The sequence below is a fragment of the Microbacterium sp. B35-04 genome, assembly GCF_010634885.1.
GTDB lineage: Bacteria > Actinomycetota > Actinomycetes > Actinomycetales > Microbacteriaceae > Microbacterium.
On the sequence record NZ_MWLP01000010.1, the window covers coordinates 32,655 to 49,421 of the forward strand.

Below are 16,767 nucleotides of genomic sequence, written 5' to 3' on the forward strand. Positions count from 1 at the left end.
GAGAGAGAAATGGTGGAGTCCATCGCACGCGTGCGACACATCCGCGTGACCCCTCAGAAGGCTCGTCGTGTCGTCGCGCTCATCAAGGGCAAGCAGGCTGAGGAGGCCCTGGCCATCCTCAAGTTCGCGCCGCAGAGCGCGAGCGAGCCGATCTACAAGCTCGTCGCCGCCGGAATCGCGAACGCTCGCGTGAAGGCAGACAAGGACGGCGAGTACCTGGACGAGCAGGACCTGTACGTGGCCAACGCGTACGTCGACGAGGGCACGACGCTCAAGCGTTTCCGCCCCCGCGCGCAGGGTCGTGCCTTCCAGATCAAGAAGCGCACCAGCCACATCACCGTCGTGCTGTCGACCCCCGAGGTCACCGACACGGCGCCGGCTGCCAAGACCAAGAAGGCGAGCAAGTAATGGGACAGAAAGTCCACCCCTACGGCTTCCGCCTCGGCATCACGACCGACCACGTGTCGCGCTGGTTCTCGGACTCGACGAAGCCCGGTCAGCGTTACGCCGACTACGTCGCCGAGGACATCAAGATCCGCAAGCTCCTGCAGACCCAGCTCGACCGGGCCGGCGTGAGCAACATCGAGATCGAGCGCACCCGTGACCGCGTTCGCGTCGACATCCACACCGCCCGTCCGGGCATCGTGATCGGTCGTCGCGGCGCCGAGGCCGAGCGCATCCGCGCCGACCTCGAGAAGCTCACCGGCAAGCAGATCCAGCTGAACATCCTCGAGGTCAAGAACCCCGAGGCCGACGCTCAGCTCGTCGCGCAGGGCATCGCCGAGCAGCTCACCGCTCGCGTGGCGTTCCGCCGCGCGATGCGCAAGGGCCTGCAGGGCGCCCAGCGCGCCGGCGCCAAGGGCGTCCGCATCCAGGTCTCCGGCCGCCTCGGCGGCGCCGAGATGAGCCGCTCGGAGTTCTACCGCGAGGGTCGTGTGCCGCTGCACACGCTGCGCGCGAACATCGACTACGGCTTCTACGAGGCGAAGACCACCTTCGGCCGCATCGGCGTGAAGGTCTGGATCTACAAGGGCGACCTCACCAACAAGGAGCTCGCTCGCGAGCAGGCCAACCAGAAGCCGGCCCGCGACCGCGGCGACCGTCGCGGCCCCCGCGACCGTGGCGACCGTGGCGACCGCCGCAACGAGGCCCCCGTGGCAGAAGGAGCATCGGCGTAATGCTTATTCCCCGCAAGGTCAAGTACCGCAAGCAGCACCACCCGGGTCGCTCCGGCCAGGCCACCGGCGGCACGAAGGTCTCCTTCGGCGAGTTCGGCATCCAGGCCCTCACGCCCGCGTATGTGACGAACCGTCAGATCGAGTCCGCTCGTATCGCGATGACCCGTCACATCAAGCGTGGCGGCAAGGTGTGGATCAACATCTACCCCGACCGTCCGCTCACCAAGAAGCCGGCCGAAACCCGCATGGGTTCCGGTAAGGGTTCGCCCGAGTGGTGGGTCGCAAACGTCAAGCCGGGTCGCGTCCTCTTCGAGGTCGCCGGCGTCAACGAGGAACTCGCTCGTGAGGCCCTGACCCGCGCTATCCACAAGCTGCCGCTGAAGGCACGCATCATCAAGCGCGAGGAGGGCGACGCGTAATGGCGATCGGCACCAAGACGCTCGCTCCGAGCGAGCTCGACACGTTCGAAGACCAGCGCCTCGTCGAGGAGCTGCGCAAGGCCAAGGAAGAGCTGTTCAACCTGCGCTTCCAGTCGGCCACCGGCCAGCTCGAGAGCCACGGCCGCATCCGTGCGGTCAAGCGCGACATCGCGCGGCTCTACACCGTGATCCGTGAGCGCGAGCTCGGCATCCGTGCCACTCCCGCTCCGCTGGAGACGGCGACGAAGGCGAAGAAGACGAAGGCCAAGAAGGCGGATGCCGCTGACGAGGCCGCGAAGGAAGAGGCCGAGTAATGGCTGACACGAAGAAGGCCGCCGACGCGGTCGAGACCAAGGGTCACGAGTCGTCCGAGCACGATGTGCGCGACGTCGACGCCCGCGGCTACCGCAAGGCCCGCCGCGGCTACGTCGTCAGCGACAAGATGGACAAGACCATCGTCGTCGAGGTCGAGGACCGCGTGAAGCACCCGCTCTACGGCAAGGTCATCCGCCGCACCTCCAAGGTGAAGGCGCACGACGAAGGCAACACGGCCGGCATCGGCGACCTCGTGCTCATCAACGAGACCCGCCCGCTGAGCGCCACGAAGCGCTGGCGTCTGGTCGAGATCCTGGAGAAGGCCAAGTGATTCAGAACGAGTCCCGCCTCAAGGTCGCCGACAACACGGGCGCCAAGGAGCTGCTCACCATCCGCGTTCTCGGCGGCTCGAACCGCCGTTACGCGGGCGTGGGTGACATCATCGTGGCCACCGTCAAGGACGCGATCCCGGGCGGCAACGTCAAGAAGGGCGATGTGGTCAAGGCCGTCATCGTCCGTACCGTCAAGCAGACCCGTCGTGCCGACGGCTCTTACATCAAGTTCGACGAGAACGCCGCCGTGATCCTGAAGAGCGACGGGGAGCCCCGCGGCACCCGCATCTTCGGCCCGGTCGGCCGTGAGCTTCGCGACAAGAAGTTCATGAAGATCGTCTCGCTCGCACCGGAGGTGATCTGACCCCATGGCCAAGATCAAGAAGGGTGACCTGGTTCAGGTCCTCAACGGCAAGAAGCAGGAAAACGGCGGCGACCGCGGCAAGCAGGGCAAGGTCCTCGAGGTCCTCGCCGACCAGAACCGCGTCATCGTCGAGGGCGTGAACTTCGTCACGAAGCACAACCGCGTCGGCCAGTCGCAGCGCGGCACCAAGACGGGCGGCATCGAGACGATGGAAGCCCCGATCCACATCTCCAACGTCGCCGTCGTCGACCCCTCGACCAAGAAGCCGACCCGTGTCGGCCACCGGGTCGAGGAGCAGACGAAGGACGGCGTGAAGCGCACCGTCCGCGTGCGCTACGCGAAGAAGTCAGGCAAGGACCTCTGATGAGCACCGCAACTGCCGCGCCGGCTGGCAAGATCCAGCCGCGCCTGAAGCAGAAGTACAACACCGAGATCAAGAAGGCTCTGCAGGACGAGTTCGGCTACGCCAACGTCATGCAGACGCCCGGCCTGGTCAAGGTCGTCGTGAACACCGGTGTCGGCGAGGCAGCTCGCGACAGCAAGGTGATCGATGGCGCGGTCGACGACCTCACCAAGATCACCGGCCAGAAGCCGGTCGTGACCAAGGCCCGCAAGTCCATCGCGCAGTTCAAGCTGCGCGAGGGTCAGGCCATCGGCGCGCACGTCACCCTCCGGGGCGACCGCGCGTGGGAGTTCATCGACCGTCTCGTCAACCTCGCCCTGCCCCGCATCCGCGACTTCCGCGGCCTGTCGGGTGCGCAGTTCGACGGCAACGGCAACTACACGTTCGGTCTCCAGGAGCAGTCCGTGTTCCACGAGATCAACCAGGACAAGATCGACCGCGTCCGCGGCTTCGACATCACCATCGTGACGACGGCGAAGACGGATGCCGAGGGCCGCGCGCTTCTGCGCCACCTGGGCTTCCCGTTCAAGTCGGACGACGCGCAGGCGTAACTCCTGAAACGGATGCCGCGGCCGGCGCGCGAGCGGCGGTCGCGGCATCCGATCACATAACTGAATACGGCAATCATGGAAGGTCGTCTGGCGTGTAACGGCAGCCGATACCTCGTGAACAAAGGAATCAACAAATGACAATGACAGACCCGGTCGCAGATATGCTGACCCGTCTGCGCAACGCGAACTCGGCGCACCACGACTCGGTGTCGCTGCCGAATTCCAAGCTCAAGACGCACATCGCCGAGATCCTCAAGCGCGAGGGCTACATCTCCGCGTGGGAGATCAGCGACGCTCGCGTCGGCCAGACCCTCACGCTGACGCTCAAGTACGGCCCGAACCGCGAGCGGTCGATCGCCGGCATCAAGCGCGTCTCGAAGCCCGGCCTCCGCGTCTATGCGAAGTCCACCGAGATCCCGCGCGTCCTCGGCGGCCTCGGCGTCGCGATCCTGTCCACCTCCTCCGGTCTTCTCACGGACCGCCAGGCCGAGCAGAAGGGCGTGGGTGGGGAAGTCCTCGCCTACGTGTGGTGATCTGACATGTCGCGAATCGGTCGTCTTCCGATCGACATCCCCTCCGGCGTGACCATTTCGGTCGAGGGCCAGGATGTCGCCGTCAAGGGCCCCAAGGGCGAGCTCGCGCTCACCGTGGCCCGTCCCATCGAAGTCAAGGTCGAAGAGGGCCAGGTCATCGTGACCCGTCCCGACGACGAGCGCTCCTCGCGGTCGCTCCACGGCCTGACCCGCACGCTCATCAACAACAACATCATCGGTGTCACCCAGGGCTACACCAAGGGCCTCGAGGTCGTCGGCACGGGTTACCGCGTCGCGCAGAAGGGCACGGCGGTCGAGTTCGCTCTCGGCTTCTCGCACCCCGTCCTCATCGAGCCGCCCGCTGGTATCACCCTGACCGTCGAGGGCAACAACAAGCTCACGGTCAGCGGCATCGACAAGCAGGCCGTCGGCGAGGCCGCCGCGAACATCCGCAAGATCCGCAAGCCCGAGCCGTACAAGGGCAAGGGTGTGCGGTACGCCGGCGAGGTCGTTCGTCGCAAGGCCGGAAAGAGTGGTAAGTAACCATGGCTGTCAAGACAAAGACTCAGGCGCGTTCGCGTCGTCATGCCCGCCTGCGCAAGAAGGTCGTCGGCACCGAGCTGCGTCCGCGCCTCGTCGTCACCCGTTCGGCCCGCCACGTCTTCGTGCAGGTCGTCGACGACAGCAAGGGCCACACCGTGGCCTCGGCCTCGACCCTCGAGACCGATCTGCGCACGTTCGACGGTGACAAGACGGCCAAGGCGCGCAAGGTCGGCGAGCTCCTCGCGGAGCGCGCCAAGGCCGCCGGTGTCTCGGACGTCGTGTTCGACCGTGGCGGCAACCGCTACGCGGGCCGTGTCGCGGCGATCGCCGACGGCGCCCGCGAGGGAGGTCTGAACCTGTGAGTGACAACAAGGAGAACATCGTGACCGAGCAGGCAGCTGCCGAGGCTCCGGCCGAGGCCGCCACCGCGCCCGCCGAGCGCGAGCGCGAGCCGCGCCGCGGCGGTCGCGAGCGCAACCAGACCCGTGGTGACCGTGGCGGTCGCGACCGCAACGAGAGCCAGTTCCTCGAGCGCGTCGTCACCATCAACCGCGTGTCGAAGGTCGTCAAGGGCGGTCGTCGCTTCAGCTTCACCGCGCTCGTCGTCGTCGGCGACGGCAACGGTGTGGTCGGCGTCGGCTACGGCAAGGCCCGCGAGGTGCCGCTGGCGATCTCGAAGGGTGTCGAAGAGGCCAAGCGCAACTTCTTCCGCGTGCCGCGCGTCGGCTCGACCATCCCGCACCCCGTGCAGGGTGAGGCCGCTGCCGGTGTGGTGCTGCTGCGCCCCGCCGCTGCCGGTACCGGTGTCATCGCCGGTGGTCCGGTGCGTGCCGTGCTCGAGTGCGCCGGCATCCACGACGTGCTGTCGAAGTCGCTCGGCTCGTCGAACACGATCAACATCGTCCACGCGACGGTGGAGGCCCTGAAGCAGCTCGAGGAGCCCCGTGCGGTCGCCGCGCGTCGCGGTCTCGACTTCGACCAGGTCGCCCCCGCCCGTCTCGTCCGTGCCGAGGCTGAGGCCGCGGCCGCTGCGAAGGCAGGTGTCTGATGGCTGCGCGTCTGAAGGTCACGCAGGTCAAGTCCAAGGTGAGCGAGAAGCAGAACCAGCGCGACACGCTGCGTTCGCTCGGTCTGAAGCGGATCGGCGACTCGGTCGTCCGTCCCGACGACGCGCAGACGCGCGGCTACGTCCGGACCGTCGCTCACCTCGTAAAGGTTGAGGAGATCGATTGATGGCTGAGAAGGCCCAGAAGAACGAAGCCGTCGAGGCTGAGAAGGCGCCCAAGAAGGCTCCGGCCAAGAAGGCTGCTGCCCCCAAGGCCGCCGCCGACAAGGCGCCGGCGAAGAAGGCTGCCGCCCCCAAGAAGGCTGCGCCCAAGAAGGACGTCCCGGCTGCGCGCCCGGGCGTGCTGAAGGTGCACCACCTGCGTCCGGTCCCCGGATCCAACACCCCGAAGACCCGCGTGGGTCGTGGTGAGGGCTCGAAGGGCAAGACCGCCGGCCGTGGCACCAAGGGCCAGAAGGCCCGCTACCAGGTCAAGGTGGGCTTCGAGGGTGGCCAGATGCCGCTGCACATGCGCACCCCGAAGCTGCGCGGTTTCAAGAACCCGTTCCGCGTCGAGTACCAGGTCGTGAACCTGGACAAGCTCGCGGAGCTGTACCCGGCCGGTGGCGACGTCACCGTCGGCGACCTGGTCGCCAAGGGTGCAGTGCGCAAGAACGAGAAGGTCAAGGTGCTCGGCACCGGCGACATCTCGGTGAAGCTCACCGTGTCGGTCGACAAGGTCTCGGGTTCTGCCGAGCAGAAGATCGTCGCCGCGGGCGGAACCGTCAAGTAATACGCGCACAGTGGGGGTCGGAGCTTGCTCCGGCCCCCACTGGGTTACCCTGGACGTCGGCACGTCTGCGTGCCGACGCCCCCCTCTGGAGGAATCCTCTTGTTCAGCGCCATCGCGCGGATCTTCCGCACACCCGACCTGCGTCGGAAGATCGCATTCACCCTGGCGATCATCGCCCTGTACCGTTTCGGTGCGCACATCCCGGCGCCGTTCGTCGACTTCCCGAACGTGCAGACGTGTCTGCGGGCGTCTGAGGGCACCGAGGGACTGCTGTCGCTGGTCAACCTGTTCTCGGGTGGCGCACTGCTGCAGCTGTCGATCTTCGCGCTGGGCGTCATGCCGTACATCACGGCGACGATCATCGTGCAGCTGCTGCGCGTGGTCATCCCGCACTTCGAGACCCTCTACAAAGAGGGCCAGTCGGGCCAGGCCCGCCTGACGCAGTACACGCGCTACCTCACGATCGCGCTGGCGCTGCTGCAGTCGACCACCCTCGTCACCGTGGCCCGCAGCGGCCAGCTCTTCGGGACCACCGGTGTTCCCGAATGCGAGCAGCTCCTCACCAACGACGTGTGGTGGGCGCAGCTCCTGATGATCATCACGATGACCGCCGGCACCGGCCTCATCATGTGGTTCGCCGAGCTCGTCACCGAGCGCGGCATCGGCAACGGCATGTCGCTCCTGATCTTCACCTCGATCGCCGCCGCCTTCCCCGCCTCGATGTGGGCGATCGCGCAGTCCAAGGGCTTCGAGGTCTTCCTGCTCGTGCTGGCCGTCGGCATCGTCGTCGTCGCGCTGGTGGTCTACGTCGAGCAGTCGCAGCGCCGCATCCCGGTGCAGTACGCCAAGCGCATGGTGGGTCGCCGCACCTACGGCGGCACCAACACGTACATCCCGATCAAGGTGAACATGGCCGGCGTCGTGCCCGTCATCTTCGCGTCGTCGCTGCTGTACATCCCGGCGCTCATCGCACAGTTCAACCAGCCGCAGGCCGGTGAAGAGGTCCCCGCCTGGGTGGCGTGGATCCAGCTGTACCTGGTGCGCGGCGATCACCCGCTGTACATGGCGCTGTACTTCCTGCTCATCGTCGGCTTCACGTACTTCTACGTCGCGATCACGTTCAACCCGGTCGAGGTCGCCGACAACATGAAGAAGTACGGCGGCTTCATCCCCGGCATCCGTGCGGGTCGCCCGACGGCCGAGTACCTCGACTACGTGCTCACGCGCATCACGCTCCCGGGCTCGATCTACCTGGGTCTGATCGCACTGCTGCCGCTGATCGCCCTCGCCACGGTCGGCGCGAACCAGAACTTCCCGTTCGGCGGCGCCTCGATCCTCATCATCGTCGGCGTCGGCCTCGAGACGGTGAAGCAGATCGACGCACAGCTCCAGCAGCGTCACTACGAAGGGCTTCTCCGATGACCCGTCTTCTCATCGTCGGACCGCAGGGCTCGGGCAAGGGCACGCAGGGCGTCCGCATCGCGGAAACGTTCGGCGTCCCCGCCGTCTCGACGGGCGATGTCTTCCGCGGCGCTGTCGCGGCGGGCACCGACCTCGGCCAGCAGGTCAAGGCCATCATCGAAGCCGGCGACCTCGTGTCCGACGAGCTCACGAGCGCGGTCGTGCGCGATCGCCTGTCGCAGCAGGATGCCGCAGAGGGCTTCCTCCTCGACGGCTACCCGCGCAACGTCGCCCAGGTCATGCACCTCGACGAGTTCCTCGAGGGACGCGATGAGCAGCTGGACGCGATCATCGAGCTCGTCGTGCCCCGTGACGAGAGCATCGCCCGCATCTCGCTGCGGGCCGCCGAGCAGGGGCGCAGCGACGACACCGAAGAGGTCATCGCCAATCGCCTCGCGATCTACGAGCGCGAGACGGCGCCGATCCTCGAGGTGTACCGCACCCGGGGCATCGTCGACCGCATCGACGGCGTGGGCTCGCTCGACGAGATCACCGCTCGCATCATCGCGGCGCTCGAGGCACGCGGTCTCGACCGCGCCGCCGCCGCCTGATCCCGTGTCATTGCGCCGTTCGATCTACAAGTCACCCGCCCAGCTGCGGGCGATGGTCGAGCCCGGGCTCATCACGGCCGCGGCGCTCGACGCCGCACGGAGCCTGATCGCTCCGGGCGTGACGACGGCGGAGCTGGATGCCGCGGCATCCGCTCTCATCACCGCTCGCGGCGCGAAGTCGAACTTCCAGATGGTGCGCGGGTACCGCCACACCATCTGCGCCTCGGTCAACGAAGAGGTCGTGCACGGCATCCCCGGCGATCGCGTGCTCGAGGCCGGAGACATCCTGTCGATCGACGCGGGTGCCGAGTACAAGGGCTGGAACGGCGACTCGGCGTTCACCTTCGTGCTGCCCGATGACACCCGGCCCGAGATCGTGGCCGAGCGTCAGCGGCTCTCGGATGTGACCGAGGGGTCGCTCTGGGCCGGCATCGCCGCCCTGGCGTCGGCGAAGCGCATCGGCGAGGTGGGCACGGCCGTGCAAGAGTACATCGAAGCCCACTCCCCGCGTTCTGTGAATGGCACTGCCGGCACCTACGGCATCCTGCGCGAGTACGTGGGCCACGGCATCGGCCGCAAGATGCACGAGTCGCCCTCGGTCTTCAACTACCGCGTCCCGGATCCGGGGCCGGAGGTGCGCCCGGGCCTCGTGCTCGCGATCGAGCCGATGGTCGTCATCGGCGACCAGGCCACGTTCGTCGAGGACGACGGCTGGACGGTCTCGACGCTCGACGGCACCGCGGGCTCCCACTGGGAGCACAGCGTGGCCGTGCACGAAGACGGAATCTGGGTGCTCACGGCACCCGACGGCGGTGCCGCGGGCCTGGCGCCCTTCGGCGTGACCCCGCGCGAGATCGCCTAGGAGGCCCGACATGGCACAGACCGCACGCAAGACCAACTGGTTCGCGATCTGGGTGACGGCTGGCGTCGCGGTCGCCCTCGTGCTCGTCGTCGTCCTGGTGGTGACGCTTAACAACGCGGCGACGCCCAAGCCGCTGCCCACCGAGGTGAACCCGCCGTCGTCAGCGGGCATCGACAGCGAGACCGGCGCCATCCTCGTCGGCGACGGCGAGGACCGGCTCGACACCTACATCGACTTCATGTGCCCCGTCTGCAACCAGTTCGAGCAGGTGTACGGCGCCGAGATCGAGGGCATGGTCGACGCCGGGGACATCACCCTCGGCATCCACCCGATCTCGATCCTCGACGATCAGTCGAACGGAACGCAGTTTTCCACGCGTGCGGCGAATGCCGCCTACTGCGTCGCGGACGCGGACCCCGACGCGTCGCTGCCGTTCCTGCAGGCGATGTTCGAGAACCAGCCCGCGGAAGGCTCCTCGGGTCTCACGAACCGCGAGATCCTCGACATCGCGTCGGGCGTCGGCGTGACGGGCATCGACTCGTGCGTCAACGACGGCACCTACGCCGGCTTCGTGACCGAGATGACCGAGCAGACGCCGATCCAGCCCGGATCGCAGGGGATCGGCACGCCGACCGTCGCCGTCAACGGCCAGGTCATCGCGAACTCGACGCTGCCCCCGGCGGGCGAGCTCGCGACGCTCTTCGAGTAAGCCTGCGGACGACGGATGCCGCGGCCGGCGGCATCCGCCGGTGATTTGCCGAGGCATCCACTATCACGTATGCTTGATCTTTGGTGCGTTGCGCCTTCATTGGCGTGTCGTAGCACCGAATCCCATCCACCGCAGACCGACCGGTCTGCAGAACTGTTAGCGAGCGTATGGCGAAGAAAGACGGTGTCATCGAAATCGAGGGCGTGATCTCCGAGGCGCTGCCCAACGCGATGTTCCGCGTTGAGCTGAGCAACGGACACAAGGTCCTCGCGACGATCTCCGGCAAGATGCGGCAGAACTACATCCGCATCATCCCCGAGGACCGTGTCGTCGTGGAGCTCTCGCCCTACGACCTCACCCGCGGGCGCATCGTCTACCGCTACCGCTAGACCGGTCGAGAAGTAACGCCCCAGTGCTTCGACAGGCTCAGCAACCGAGCCGAGAAGCCTGCCCGGCGAAGACAGCGAAACAGGAAAGAACATGAAGGTCAATCCCTCCGTCAAGCCCATCTGCGACCACTGCAAGGTCATCCGTCGCCACGGTCGCGTCATGGTCATCTGCAAGTCGAACCCGCGTCACAAGCAGCGCCAGGGCTGATCGGGGGCTGCGCCCCGCGCAGCCTCGAACCGCACAACTGAACACATCACAGGCAGGGTCAGAACCTCTTCGGAGGGGACACCTCGGGCGGAGGCCCGGGCACCGATCCTGCTCCACACCTCCACTCACTCCATAGGAGAAACCGCATGGCACGTCTTGCCGGCGTTGACATTCCGCGCGACAAGCGCGTGGTGATCGCCCTCACGTACATCTACGGCGTGGGCCGTACCCGCTCGAACGAGATCCTCGCAGCAACGGAGATCGACGAGAACATCCGCGTCAAGGACCTCAGCGACGACCAGCTCATCGCACTCCGCGACCACATCGAAGGCAACTACAAGGTCGAGGGCGATCTTCGCCGCGAGGTCGCCGCCGACATCCGCCGCAAGGTCGAGATCGGTTCCTACGAGGGTATCCGCCACCGCCGCGGCCTCCCGGTGCGCGGTCAGCGCACGAAGACGAACGCCCGTACCCGCAAGGGCCCGAAGCGCACCGTCGCCGGCAAGAAGAAGGCGCGCTAAGGCGCGGCCCCAGGGTTTAGGAGAGAACGCACATGGCACAGGCCAAGTCCGCCGCGCGCAAGCCGCGCCGCAAGGAGAAGAAGAACATCGCGTTGGGCCAGGCCCACATCAAGTCGACGTTCAACAACACGATCGTCTCGATCACCGACCCGTCGGGCGCCGTCATCAGCTGGGCGTCGTCGGGTGGCGTGGGCTTCAAGGGCTCGCGCAAGTCGACGCCGTACGCCGCCGGCATGGCCGCGGAGTCCGCTGCCCGCCAGGCGCAGGAGCACGGCGTCAAGAAGGTCGACGTCTTCGTGAAGGGCCCGGGCTCGGGTCGCGAGACCGCGATCCGCTCGCTGACGGCCGCCGGCCTCGAGGTCGGCTCGATCCAGGACGTGACGCCGCAGGCGCACAACGGCTGCCGCCCGCCGAAGCGCCGCCGCGTCTGACGCTTCGCCCTTCGACAGGCTCAGGGACCGGTCCCTGAGCCTGTCGACGGGCCACCGTTCGTTTCGGATGCCTCTGCCCGAGGCATCCTGATCAAAACTCAACACCTCACCCACCGCACGTGTCATATAGCGGGCACGTGATCGAAAGGAACACATAGTGCTCATCGCACAGCGTCCCACTCTGACCGAGGAGAAGATCGGGGAGTTCCGCAGCCGTTTCGTCATCGAGCCGCTGGAGCCCGGCTTCGGTTACACGATCGGCAACGCGCTGCGTCGCAGCCTCCTGTCGTCCATCCCCGGTGCCGCAGTGACGTCGATCCGCATCGACGGCGTCCTCCACGAGTTCAGCACCATCCCGGGTGTGAAGGAGGATGTCACCGAGATCATCCTCAACATCAAGCAGCTGGTCGTCTCCAGCGAGCGCGACGAGCCCATCACCGCGTACCTGCGCAAGACCGGCGCCGGTGAGGTCACCGCCGCCGACATCTCCGCGCCGGCCGGTGTCGAGGTGCACAACCCCGAGCTCGTCATCGCGACGCTGAACGACACCGCCAAGTTCGAGCTCGAGCTCACGATCGAGCGTGGCCGCGGCTACGTCTCGGCGACGCAGAACCGCAACGAGTACGCCGAGGCCGGTCAGATCCCGATCGACTCGATCTACTCGCCGGTGCTCAAGGTCTCGTACCGCGTCGACGCGACGCGTGCCGGTGAGCGCACCGACTTCGACAAGCTCGTGCTGGACGTCGAGTCGAAGTCGTCGATCGCCCCGCGCGACGCCGTCGCTTCGGCCGGCCGCACCCTGACGGAGCTCTTCGGCCTGGCCCGCGAGCTCAACGTCGAGGCCGAGGGCATCGAGATCGGCCCGGCGCCGGTCGAGACCGTCCTGTCGAACGAGCTGTCGATGCCGATCGAGGACCTCGACCTGTCGGTGCGTTCGTACAACTGCCTCAAGCGCGAGGGCATCAACACCGTGTCGGAGCTCGTCGCCCTCTCGGAGACGCAGCTCATGAACATCCGCAACTTCGGGCAGAAGTCGGTCGACGAGGTGCGCGACAAGCTCGTCTCACTCGGCCTGTCGCTGAAGGACTCGGTTCCCGGGTTCGACGGCGCGCACTTCTACGGCGGCTACGACGACGAGACCGTCTGAGTCCCGGTCCCCCCGAATCTGATCCTGGAGTAACAAAGAATGCCCAAGCCCACCAAGGGTCCCCGCCTCGGAGGCGGCCCCGCCCACGAGCGTCTGCTGCTTGCGAACCTGGCCGCTGCGCTGTTCACCCACAAGTCGATCAAGACGACCGAGACCAAGGCCAAGCGCCTGCGTCCGCTCGCCGAGCGCCTCATCACGTTCGCGAAGCGCGGCGACCTGCACGCGCGTCGTCGCGTGCTGTCGGTCATCGGCGACAAGTCGGTCGTCCACGAGCTCTTCACCGAGATCGCCCCGCTGGTGGCGGACCGTGAGGGCGGCTACACCCGCATCACGAAGGTCGGCAACCGCAAGGGCGACAACGCCCCCATGGCCGTCATCGAGCTCGTTCTCGAGCCCGTGACGAAGAAGCCGTCGGCGAAGAAGGCCGCTGCCGCCAAGGCTGCTCCGGCCGAGGAGACCCCCGCTGCTGAGGAGGCTCCCGCCGCCGACGAGGCCGCCGAGGCCGGCGCCGAGTCGCCGGAGGAGGGCGCCGCCGCCGAGGCTGCTGCCGAGGACGCCGTCGAGGAGAAGTCCGCGTAATCCGGACCCGCTTGCACCGAGAGACCCGCCACCCGTGAGGGTGGCGGGTCTCTCTGCATCGACTCAGCGGTCCGCGCCGAGCTGCACCTGCTTCAGCTGCACCTGCTGCAACTGCACGAAGAGCTCGGCGGCGGTGCGGCGCTTGTGGGCGAGCGTGTCGACGGCGGCCGCGACGGTGTCGGCGAAGATGCGGCCGCCGGCCGAGCCGGGGTGGATCTGGTCGCCGGCCAGCAGATCGGTGTGCGCGGCGATCGCGCCCGACCAGTCGGCGACGGCGACGTTGGTGCGGTGCTCGGCGAAGGCGGCGAGGTCGGCGTTGACGCCGGGGATCCAATCGCGTGGCGCATACGCGTTGACGAGCACCAGCCCGCGCTTCGGGCCCACCGTGGCGGCGATGCGCTCGAGCGAGTCGCGGTCGATGGCGCCGTTCGTGCCGAGCGCCACCACGACGTAGGGGCGCAGCCGTCCTGTGGCGGCGAGGTCGTCCACGATGCCGGGCCCAGCCCACATCGACCGAGACACCGCCGCGTCCACCTCGATGCCGGGCAGCTCTTCGAGGAGGCCGCCGGCGGACGCGAGCATCACGGAGTCGCCCACGGCGCTGATCCGGTCGCCCGTGACGCCGGTCGCCGCATCCGCGACTTCGTGCTCGGGGCCGGCGTCGGGTGACACCGGCGCAGGGGGAGCGTTGCGTCGTGCCTCTTCGAGCGCCGCGCGGCCTGCCGCGACGGCCGCTTCGGCGCTCGATTCCTCGGGTGCGGCTGCGAGCGCCGCGCCGGTGCCGGCGAGCACGAGTGCCCCGGCGAGGGCGACACCGAGCGTGCGCAGCCGGGCGCGAGGACCCCCGTGCAGCCGCGCCACGAGCGCGCGTGCCGATGCGCGCAGGCCGAGGCGCCGCACCGGGGTCTCGACGAAGCGGAACGAGAGAGCGGATGCCGCGGCCGTCGCCGCGAGCACGCCCATGCCGATCCACACCGGTGCGGTCGCGACGGTCGCGCCCGGTGTGAAGGCGGCCACCGCGAGCACGAGCAGCGGCCAGTGCCAGAGGTAGATGCCGTAGGAGCGGACGCCGATCCAGCGCAGGGGTCGGACGTCGATCGCCCGCCCGAACCGTGAGCCGGGCCAGACGCCCGCGACGATCGCGACGGCGCTCAGCAGGCTCGCGGTGAGGAGGGCGCCGGGGAAGGCGGCCACCGAGCCGCCGAGCGGCAGCGCTGTCACGGCGACGAGCCCCGCGAGCGCGGCGATGCCGGCCGCTTCGGCAAGGCGACGCGCGGTGGGGGAGTGCACCCAGCGCGGCCGTGCCTCGGTGAACAGCGGCGCGAGCAGGAACGCCAGCCCGACGCCGATCAGCAGCCCGAACGCGTGTGTGTCGGTGCCGAAGTAGGCGCGGGTGAGGTCGCCGCCGCTCCCGACGATGACGCCCATGCCGACCGCCGAAGCGGCGGCGAGAGCGAAAGCCGCGGCGATCCGCGCCCACGTGCGCGGCAGCAGCAGGAACAGCGGAAAGACGACCGGCCACAGCAGGTAGAACTGCTCCTCGACGGCGAGCGACCAGAAGTTGCGGAAGAGCTCGGGCGTCGCAGCGGCGAAGTAGCCGCCGCCGCCCGCGATCGAGACCCAGTTGTAGCTGAACGTCGCCGCCGCGAGTACCTGCGCGTCGAGGTCGACGAGCACGTCGCCGCCGACGACCCACGCCACCGCCGAGCAGACCGCCACGACGACTGCGAGCGCGGGCAGAAGCCGTCGCGCGCGGCGCTGCCAGAACCGGCCGAGCGCGATACGACCGGTGGCGGTGTGCTCGCGCAGCAGCAGGCTCGTGATCAGGAACCCGCTGATCACGAAGAACACGTCCACGCCCACGAAGCCGCCCGGCAGCATCGCCGGCGGGAACAGGTGGTAGACGACCACGAGCACCACCGCGATCGCGCGCATGCCGTCGAGCCCGGCGAAGCGGGCCAAGAGCGGGCTCTTGAAAGGCGCAGTGGACGTCATGAGTTCTCGCGAACGAAGGAGGGGGAAACGGCAAGTCTACGTGGCAGTGCCGGGCCGACATCACGACGGCCAGTGGTCGCCCGAATAGGGTGGGAGGGTGCGCATCCGTCTCGACATCGCCTATGACGGCACGCATTTTCGCGGGTGGGCGCGCCAGCCGGGCCTGCGCACCGTGCAGGAGACCCTCGAGTCCTCGCTCGCGCGCGTGCTGGGCGGTGACCCGCGGCTGGTGGTCGCCGGTCGCACCGACGCCGGCGTTCACGCCGCCGGCCAAGTCGCCCACGTGGATCTCGACGACGCACAGGTGCAGCGCCTCCTCGCGCGGCACGCGCGCCCGGGAAACGGAACACCGACGCTCGACGACCGCGCCGGTGCGCTCGCCGCACGTATGACGGGCGTGGCGGGCGCCTACTCCGATGTGGCGGTGCGCGCCTCGCGGGTCGCCCCCGCAGGCTTCGACGCCCGGTTCTCCGCGGTGTGGCGCCGCTACGAGTACCGCGTCGGCGACGCGGTCACCGGCTACGACCCGCTCGAGCGCCATCGCACCACCTCGGTGCGCTCATCCCTCGATGTGGAGGCGATGGATGCCGCAGCCGGCGCCCTCATCGGGCTGCACGATTTCGCCGCCTACTGCAAGCCGCGCGACGAGGCGACGACGATCCGCACGCTTCTGGAGTTCGACTGGCACCGCGACGACGCCGGCGTGCTGGTCGCGAACGTCAAGGCGGACGCGTTCTGCCACAGCATGGTGCGCGCGCTCGTCGGAGCGTGTGTGGCCGTCGGCGATGGGCGCCTCGCTGTCGACGACGTCGTGGGCATCCGCGACGAGCAGGAGCGCGTGCCCGAGGTGAAGGTGCTCGCGGCGCGCGGGCTCACGCTGACCGAGGTCGGCTACCCGGCCGACGACCTGCTGGCGCAGCGCGCGGAGCAGACACGGGCACGCCGCGACCGCGAGTGATCGCCGTCGAGAACGGGCGTCAGGCCGTGCGAGGACGCGTGCTGCGCAGACGCGCCGCCGGCGCGGCCCGCCGCGCAGCCGCGACCGGCGCGCGACCGCGGGTGGCTCCCGCACGCGAGCCGACGAGTTCGAGCAGCGCGGCAGCCAGCGGGCTCGCCGACGCCGCCTCGGTCTCGAACGCCTCGGCCACGACGATGGCGGCGCGTTCGAACTCGCGCGCCTTGTCGACGGCGGCGCGACGCTCGGCCACCACGCGGTCGGCGGCGGCGTACTCGTCACGCAGCCGCACCCGCTCGGCCTCGTCCAGCCCGCGCCGCCCAGCGGTGCGTTCCAGGATCTCGCCGACGCGGTAGCGGACGGCGATGCTGCGGCGCAGCTCGCGCTCCGCGGCTTCGCGGGCGGCGCGGCTGGCGTCGAGGGCGCCGACGAGCTCGGCTCGTACGGCGGGAGTGGATGCTGCGGCCATGGGGTCCTCCTGGG

The 16,767-nt window shown here is 68.5% G+C and carries 27 protein-coding genes; 25 read left to right on the plus strand and 2 right to left on the minus strand.

Features of this window, described 5'->3' with window-relative positions; translation table 11 throughout:
* Window positions 1-9 precede the first annotated feature (9 nt).
* From rplV to rplQ, 24 genes are all read left to right on the plus strand, one after another.
* Complete coding sequence (gene rplV / locus B1729_RS02825) at window positions 10-408, plus strand: 50S ribosomal protein L22 (protein WP_163618851.1); 399 nt, start codon at window positions 10-12, stop codon at window positions 406-408.
* On the plus strand, window positions 408-1,178 hold the full coding sequence (rpsC, locus tag B1729_RS02830) for a 30S ribosomal protein S3 (RefSeq protein WP_163618852.1): 771 nt from the start codon (window positions 408-410) through the stop codon (window positions 1,176-1,178). The genes rplV and rpsC overlap by 1 nt, the downstream gene beginning before the upstream one ends.
* Window positions 1,178-1,597 (plus strand): 50S ribosomal protein L16, encoded by a 420-nt coding sequence (gene rplP, locus B1729_RS02835; protein WP_018171451.1) that lies wholly within the window; start codon window positions 1,178-1,180, stop codon window positions 1,595-1,597. The genes rpsC and rplP overlap by 1 nt, the downstream gene beginning before the upstream one ends.
* Window positions 1,597-1,911, plus strand: coding sequence for a 50S ribosomal protein L29 (rpmC, locus tag B1729_RS02840; RefSeq protein ID WP_045301493.1), 315 nt, complete (start codon window positions 1,597-1,599; stop codon window positions 1,909-1,911). Before rplP ends, rpmC begins: the two co-directional genes overlap by 1 nt.
* A complete protein-coding gene (gene rpsQ / locus B1729_RS20855; protein ID WP_163618853.1) occupies window positions 1,911-2,243 on the plus strand; it encodes a 30S ribosomal protein S17 in 333 nt (110 codons plus the stop codon). Before rpmC ends, rpsQ begins: the two co-directional genes overlap by 1 nt.
* Window positions 2,240-2,608: a 50S ribosomal protein L14 gene (gene rplN, locus B1729_RS02850; protein ID WP_163618854.1), complete on the plus strand. Its 369-nt coding sequence runs from the start codon at window positions 2,240-2,242 to the stop codon at window positions 2,606-2,608. Before rpsQ ends, rplN begins: the two co-directional genes overlap by 4 nt.
* Window positions 2,609-2,612: 4 nt before the next feature.
* Entirely contained in the window at window positions 2,613-2,972 is a 360-nt protein-coding gene (gene rplX / locus B1729_RS02855; protein ID WP_163618855.1) for a 50S ribosomal protein L24, read from the plus strand.
* Window positions 2,972-3,562, plus strand: coding sequence for a 50S ribosomal protein L5 (gene rplE, locus B1729_RS02860; RefSeq protein WP_163618856.1), 591 nt, complete (start codon window positions 2,972-2,974; stop codon window positions 3,560-3,562). The genes rplX and rplE overlap by 1 nt, the downstream gene beginning before the upstream one ends.
* A gap of 134 nt (window positions 3,563-3,696) precedes the next feature.
* Entirely contained in the window at window positions 3,697-4,095 is a 399-nt protein-coding gene (gene rpsH, locus B1729_RS02865) for a 30S ribosomal protein S8 (protein WP_163618857.1), read from the plus strand.
* Window positions 4,096-4,101: 6 nt separating this feature from the next.
* Window positions 4,102-4,638, plus strand: coding sequence for a 50S ribosomal protein L6 (rplF, locus tag B1729_RS02870; RefSeq protein ID WP_163618858.1), 537 nt, complete (start codon window positions 4,102-4,104; stop codon window positions 4,636-4,638).
* A 2-nt stretch (window positions 4,639-4,640) separates the two neighbouring features.
* Window positions 4,641-5,000: a 50S ribosomal protein L18 gene (gene rplR / locus B1729_RS02875; protein ID WP_163618859.1), complete on the plus strand. Its 360-nt coding sequence runs from the start codon at window positions 4,641-4,643 to the stop codon at window positions 4,998-5,000.
* Entirely contained in the window at window positions 4,997-5,686 is a 690-nt protein-coding gene (gene rpsE / locus B1729_RS02880) for a 30S ribosomal protein S5 (protein WP_141892567.1), read from the plus strand. Before rplR ends, rpsE begins: the two co-directional genes overlap by 4 nt.
* Window positions 5,686-5,871 carry a 50S ribosomal protein L30 gene (gene rpmD / locus B1729_RS02885; RefSeq protein ID WP_018171461.1) on the plus strand — a complete coding sequence of 62 codons (186 nt, stop codon included), beginning with the start codon at window positions 5,686-5,688 and terminating at the stop codon, window positions 5,869-5,871. The genes rpsE and rpmD overlap by 1 nt, the downstream gene beginning before the upstream one ends.
* Window positions 5,871-6,476 (plus strand): 50S ribosomal protein L15, encoded by a 606-nt coding sequence (gene rplO / locus B1729_RS02890; protein WP_163618861.1) that lies wholly within the window; start codon window positions 5,871-5,873, stop codon window positions 6,474-6,476. The genes rpmD and rplO overlap by 1 nt, the downstream gene beginning before the upstream one ends.
* 99 nt (window positions 6,477-6,575) lie before the next feature.
* Window positions 6,576-7,898 (plus strand): preprotein translocase subunit SecY, encoded by a 1,323-nt coding sequence (secY, locus tag B1729_RS02895; RefSeq protein WP_163618862.1) that lies wholly within the window; start codon window positions 6,576-6,578, stop codon window positions 7,896-7,898.
* Window positions 7,895-8,488 (plus strand): adenylate kinase, encoded by a 594-nt coding sequence (locus B1729_RS02900; RefSeq protein ID WP_163630599.1) that lies wholly within the window; start codon window positions 7,895-7,897, stop codon window positions 8,486-8,488. Before secY ends, B1729_RS02900 begins: the two co-directional genes overlap by 4 nt.
* A gap of 4 nt (window positions 8,489-8,492) precedes the next feature.
* Window positions 8,493-9,350, plus strand: a complete 858-nt coding sequence (gene map / locus B1729_RS02905; RefSeq protein ID WP_163618865.1) for a type I methionyl aminopeptidase — start codon at window positions 8,493-8,495, stop codon at window positions 9,348-9,350.
* Window positions 9,351-9,360: 10 nt separating this feature from the next.
* The gene (locus B1729_RS02910) at window positions 9,361-10,059 is read left to right on the plus strand and encodes a thioredoxin domain-containing protein (RefSeq protein WP_163618867.1); all 699 of its coding nucleotides are present in this window, start codon (window positions 9,361-9,363) and stop codon (window positions 10,057-10,059) included.
* A 167-nt stretch (window positions 10,060-10,226) separates the two neighbouring features.
* Window positions 10,227-10,448 (plus strand): translation initiation factor IF-1, encoded by a 222-nt coding sequence (gene infA, locus B1729_RS02915; RefSeq protein WP_017201569.1) that lies wholly within the window; start codon window positions 10,227-10,229, stop codon window positions 10,446-10,448.
* A 91-nt stretch (window positions 10,449-10,539) separates the two neighbouring features.
* Entirely contained in the window at window positions 10,540-10,656 is a 117-nt protein-coding gene (gene rpmJ / locus B1729_RS02920; protein WP_005050492.1) for a 50S ribosomal protein L36, read from the plus strand.
* A 146-nt stretch (window positions 10,657-10,802) separates the two neighbouring features.
* Entirely contained in the window at window positions 10,803-11,177 is a 375-nt protein-coding gene (gene rpsM / locus B1729_RS02925; protein ID WP_163618869.1) for a 30S ribosomal protein S13, read from the plus strand.
* A gap of 32 nt (window positions 11,178-11,209) precedes the next feature.
* On the plus strand, window positions 11,210-11,608 hold the full coding sequence (gene rpsK, locus B1729_RS02930) for a 30S ribosomal protein S11 (RefSeq protein ID WP_018171470.1): 399 nt from the start codon (window positions 11,210-11,212) through the stop codon (window positions 11,606-11,608).
* A gap of 157 nt (window positions 11,609-11,765) precedes the next feature.
* Window positions 11,766-12,755, plus strand: coding sequence for a DNA-directed RNA polymerase subunit alpha (locus B1729_RS02935; protein WP_163618871.1), 990 nt, complete (start codon window positions 11,766-11,768; stop codon window positions 12,753-12,755).
* A 39-nt stretch (window positions 12,756-12,794) separates the two neighbouring features.
* Complete coding sequence (gene rplQ, locus B1729_RS02940) at window positions 12,795-13,334, plus strand: 50S ribosomal protein L17 (RefSeq protein ID WP_163618873.1); 540 nt, start codon at window positions 12,795-12,797, stop codon at window positions 13,332-13,334.
* Window positions 13,335-13,397: 63 nt separating this feature from the next.
* Here rplQ and B1729_RS02945 read toward each other — a convergent pair whose 3' ends face one another.
* Window positions 13,398-15,329 (minus strand): acyltransferase family protein, encoded by a 1,932-nt coding sequence (locus tag B1729_RS02945; RefSeq protein WP_163630600.1) that lies wholly within the window; start codon window positions 15,327-15,329, stop codon window positions 13,398-13,400.
* Window positions 15,330-15,426: 97 nt separating this feature from the next.
* On the opposite strand from B1729_RS02945, the gene truA reads away from it, so the two are divergent.
* Complete coding sequence (truA, locus tag B1729_RS02950; RefSeq protein WP_163630601.1) at window positions 15,427-16,287, plus strand: tRNA pseudouridine(38-40) synthase TruA; 861 nt, start codon at window positions 15,427-15,429, stop codon at window positions 16,285-16,287.
* Between the two features lie 19 nt (window positions 16,288-16,306).
* Here the strand turns inward: truA and B1729_RS02955 are convergent, their stop codons facing one another.
* Window positions 16,307-16,753: a hypothetical protein gene (locus B1729_RS02955; RefSeq protein WP_163630602.1), complete on the minus strand. Its 447-nt coding sequence runs from the start codon at window positions 16,751-16,753 to the stop codon at window positions 16,307-16,309.
* Between the last annotated feature and the right edge of the window lie 14 nt (window positions 16,754-16,767).

Coding starts and splice junctions, on each gene's coding strand:
- rplV (WP_163618851.1), top strand. CDS start 10: ATGGTGGAGTCCATCGCACGCGTGCGACACATCCGCGTGACCCCTCAG.
- rpsC (WP_163618852.1), top strand. CDS start 408: ATGGGACAGAAAGTCCACCCCTACGGCTTCCGCCTCGGCATCACGACC.
- rplP (WP_018171451.1), top strand. CDS start 1,178: ATGCTTATTCCCCGCAAGGTCAAGTACCGCAAGCAGCACCACCCGGGT.
- rpmC (WP_045301493.1), top strand. CDS start 1,597: ATGGCGATCGGCACCAAGACGCTCGCTCCGAGCGAGCTCGACACGTTC.
- rpsQ (WP_163618853.1), top strand. CDS start 1,911: ATGGCTGACACGAAGAAGGCCGCCGACGCGGTCGAGACCAAGGGTCAC.
- rplX (WP_163618855.1), top strand. CDS start 2,613: ATGGCCAAGATCAAGAAGGGTGACCTGGTTCAGGTCCTCAACGGCAAG.
- rplE (WP_163618856.1), top strand. CDS start 2,972: ATGAGCACCGCAACTGCCGCGCCGGCTGGCAAGATCCAGCCGCGCCTG.
- rpsH (WP_163618857.1), top strand. CDS start 3,697: ATGACAATGACAGACCCGGTCGCAGATATGCTGACCCGTCTGCGCAAC.
- rplF (WP_163618858.1), top strand. CDS start 4,102: ATGTCGCGAATCGGTCGTCTTCCGATCGACATCCCCTCCGGCGTGACC.
- rplR (WP_163618859.1), top strand. CDS start 4,641: ATGGCTGTCAAGACAAAGACTCAGGCGCGTTCGCGTCGTCATGCCCGC.
- rpmD (WP_018171461.1), top strand. CDS start 5,686: ATGGCTGCGCGTCTGAAGGTCACGCAGGTCAAGTCCAAGGTGAGCGAG.
- rplO (WP_163618861.1), top strand. CDS start 5,871: ATGGCTGAGAAGGCCCAGAAGAACGAAGCCGTCGAGGCTGAGAAGGCG.
- B1729_RS02900 (WP_163630599.1), top strand. CDS start 7,895: ATGACCCGTCTTCTCATCGTCGGACCGCAGGGCTCGGGCAAGGGCACG.
- B1729_RS02910 (WP_163618867.1), top strand. CDS start 9,361: ATGGCACAGACCGCACGCAAGACCAACTGGTTCGCGATCTGGGTGACG.
- infA (WP_017201569.1), top strand. CDS start 10,227: ATGGCGAAGAAAGACGGTGTCATCGAAATCGAGGGCGTGATCTCCGAG.
- rpmJ (WP_005050492.1), top strand. CDS start 10,540: ATGAAGGTCAATCCCTCCGTCAAGCCCATCTGCGACCACTGCAAGGTC.
- rpsM (WP_163618869.1), top strand. CDS start 10,803: ATGGCACGTCTTGCCGGCGTTGACATTCCGCGCGACAAGCGCGTGGTG.
- rpsK (WP_018171470.1), top strand. CDS start 11,210: ATGGCACAGGCCAAGTCCGCCGCGCGCAAGCCGCGCCGCAAGGAGAAG.
- rplQ (WP_163618873.1), top strand. CDS start 12,795: ATGCCCAAGCCCACCAAGGGTCCCCGCCTCGGAGGCGGCCCCGCCCAC.
- B1729_RS02945 (WP_163630600.1), bottom strand. CDS start 15,329: ATGACGTCCACTGCGCCTTTCAAGAGCCCGCTCTTGGCCCGCTTCGCC.
- B1729_RS02955 (WP_163630602.1), bottom strand. CDS start 16,753: ATGGCCGCAGCATCCACTCCCGCCGTACGAGCCGAGCTCGTCGGCGCC.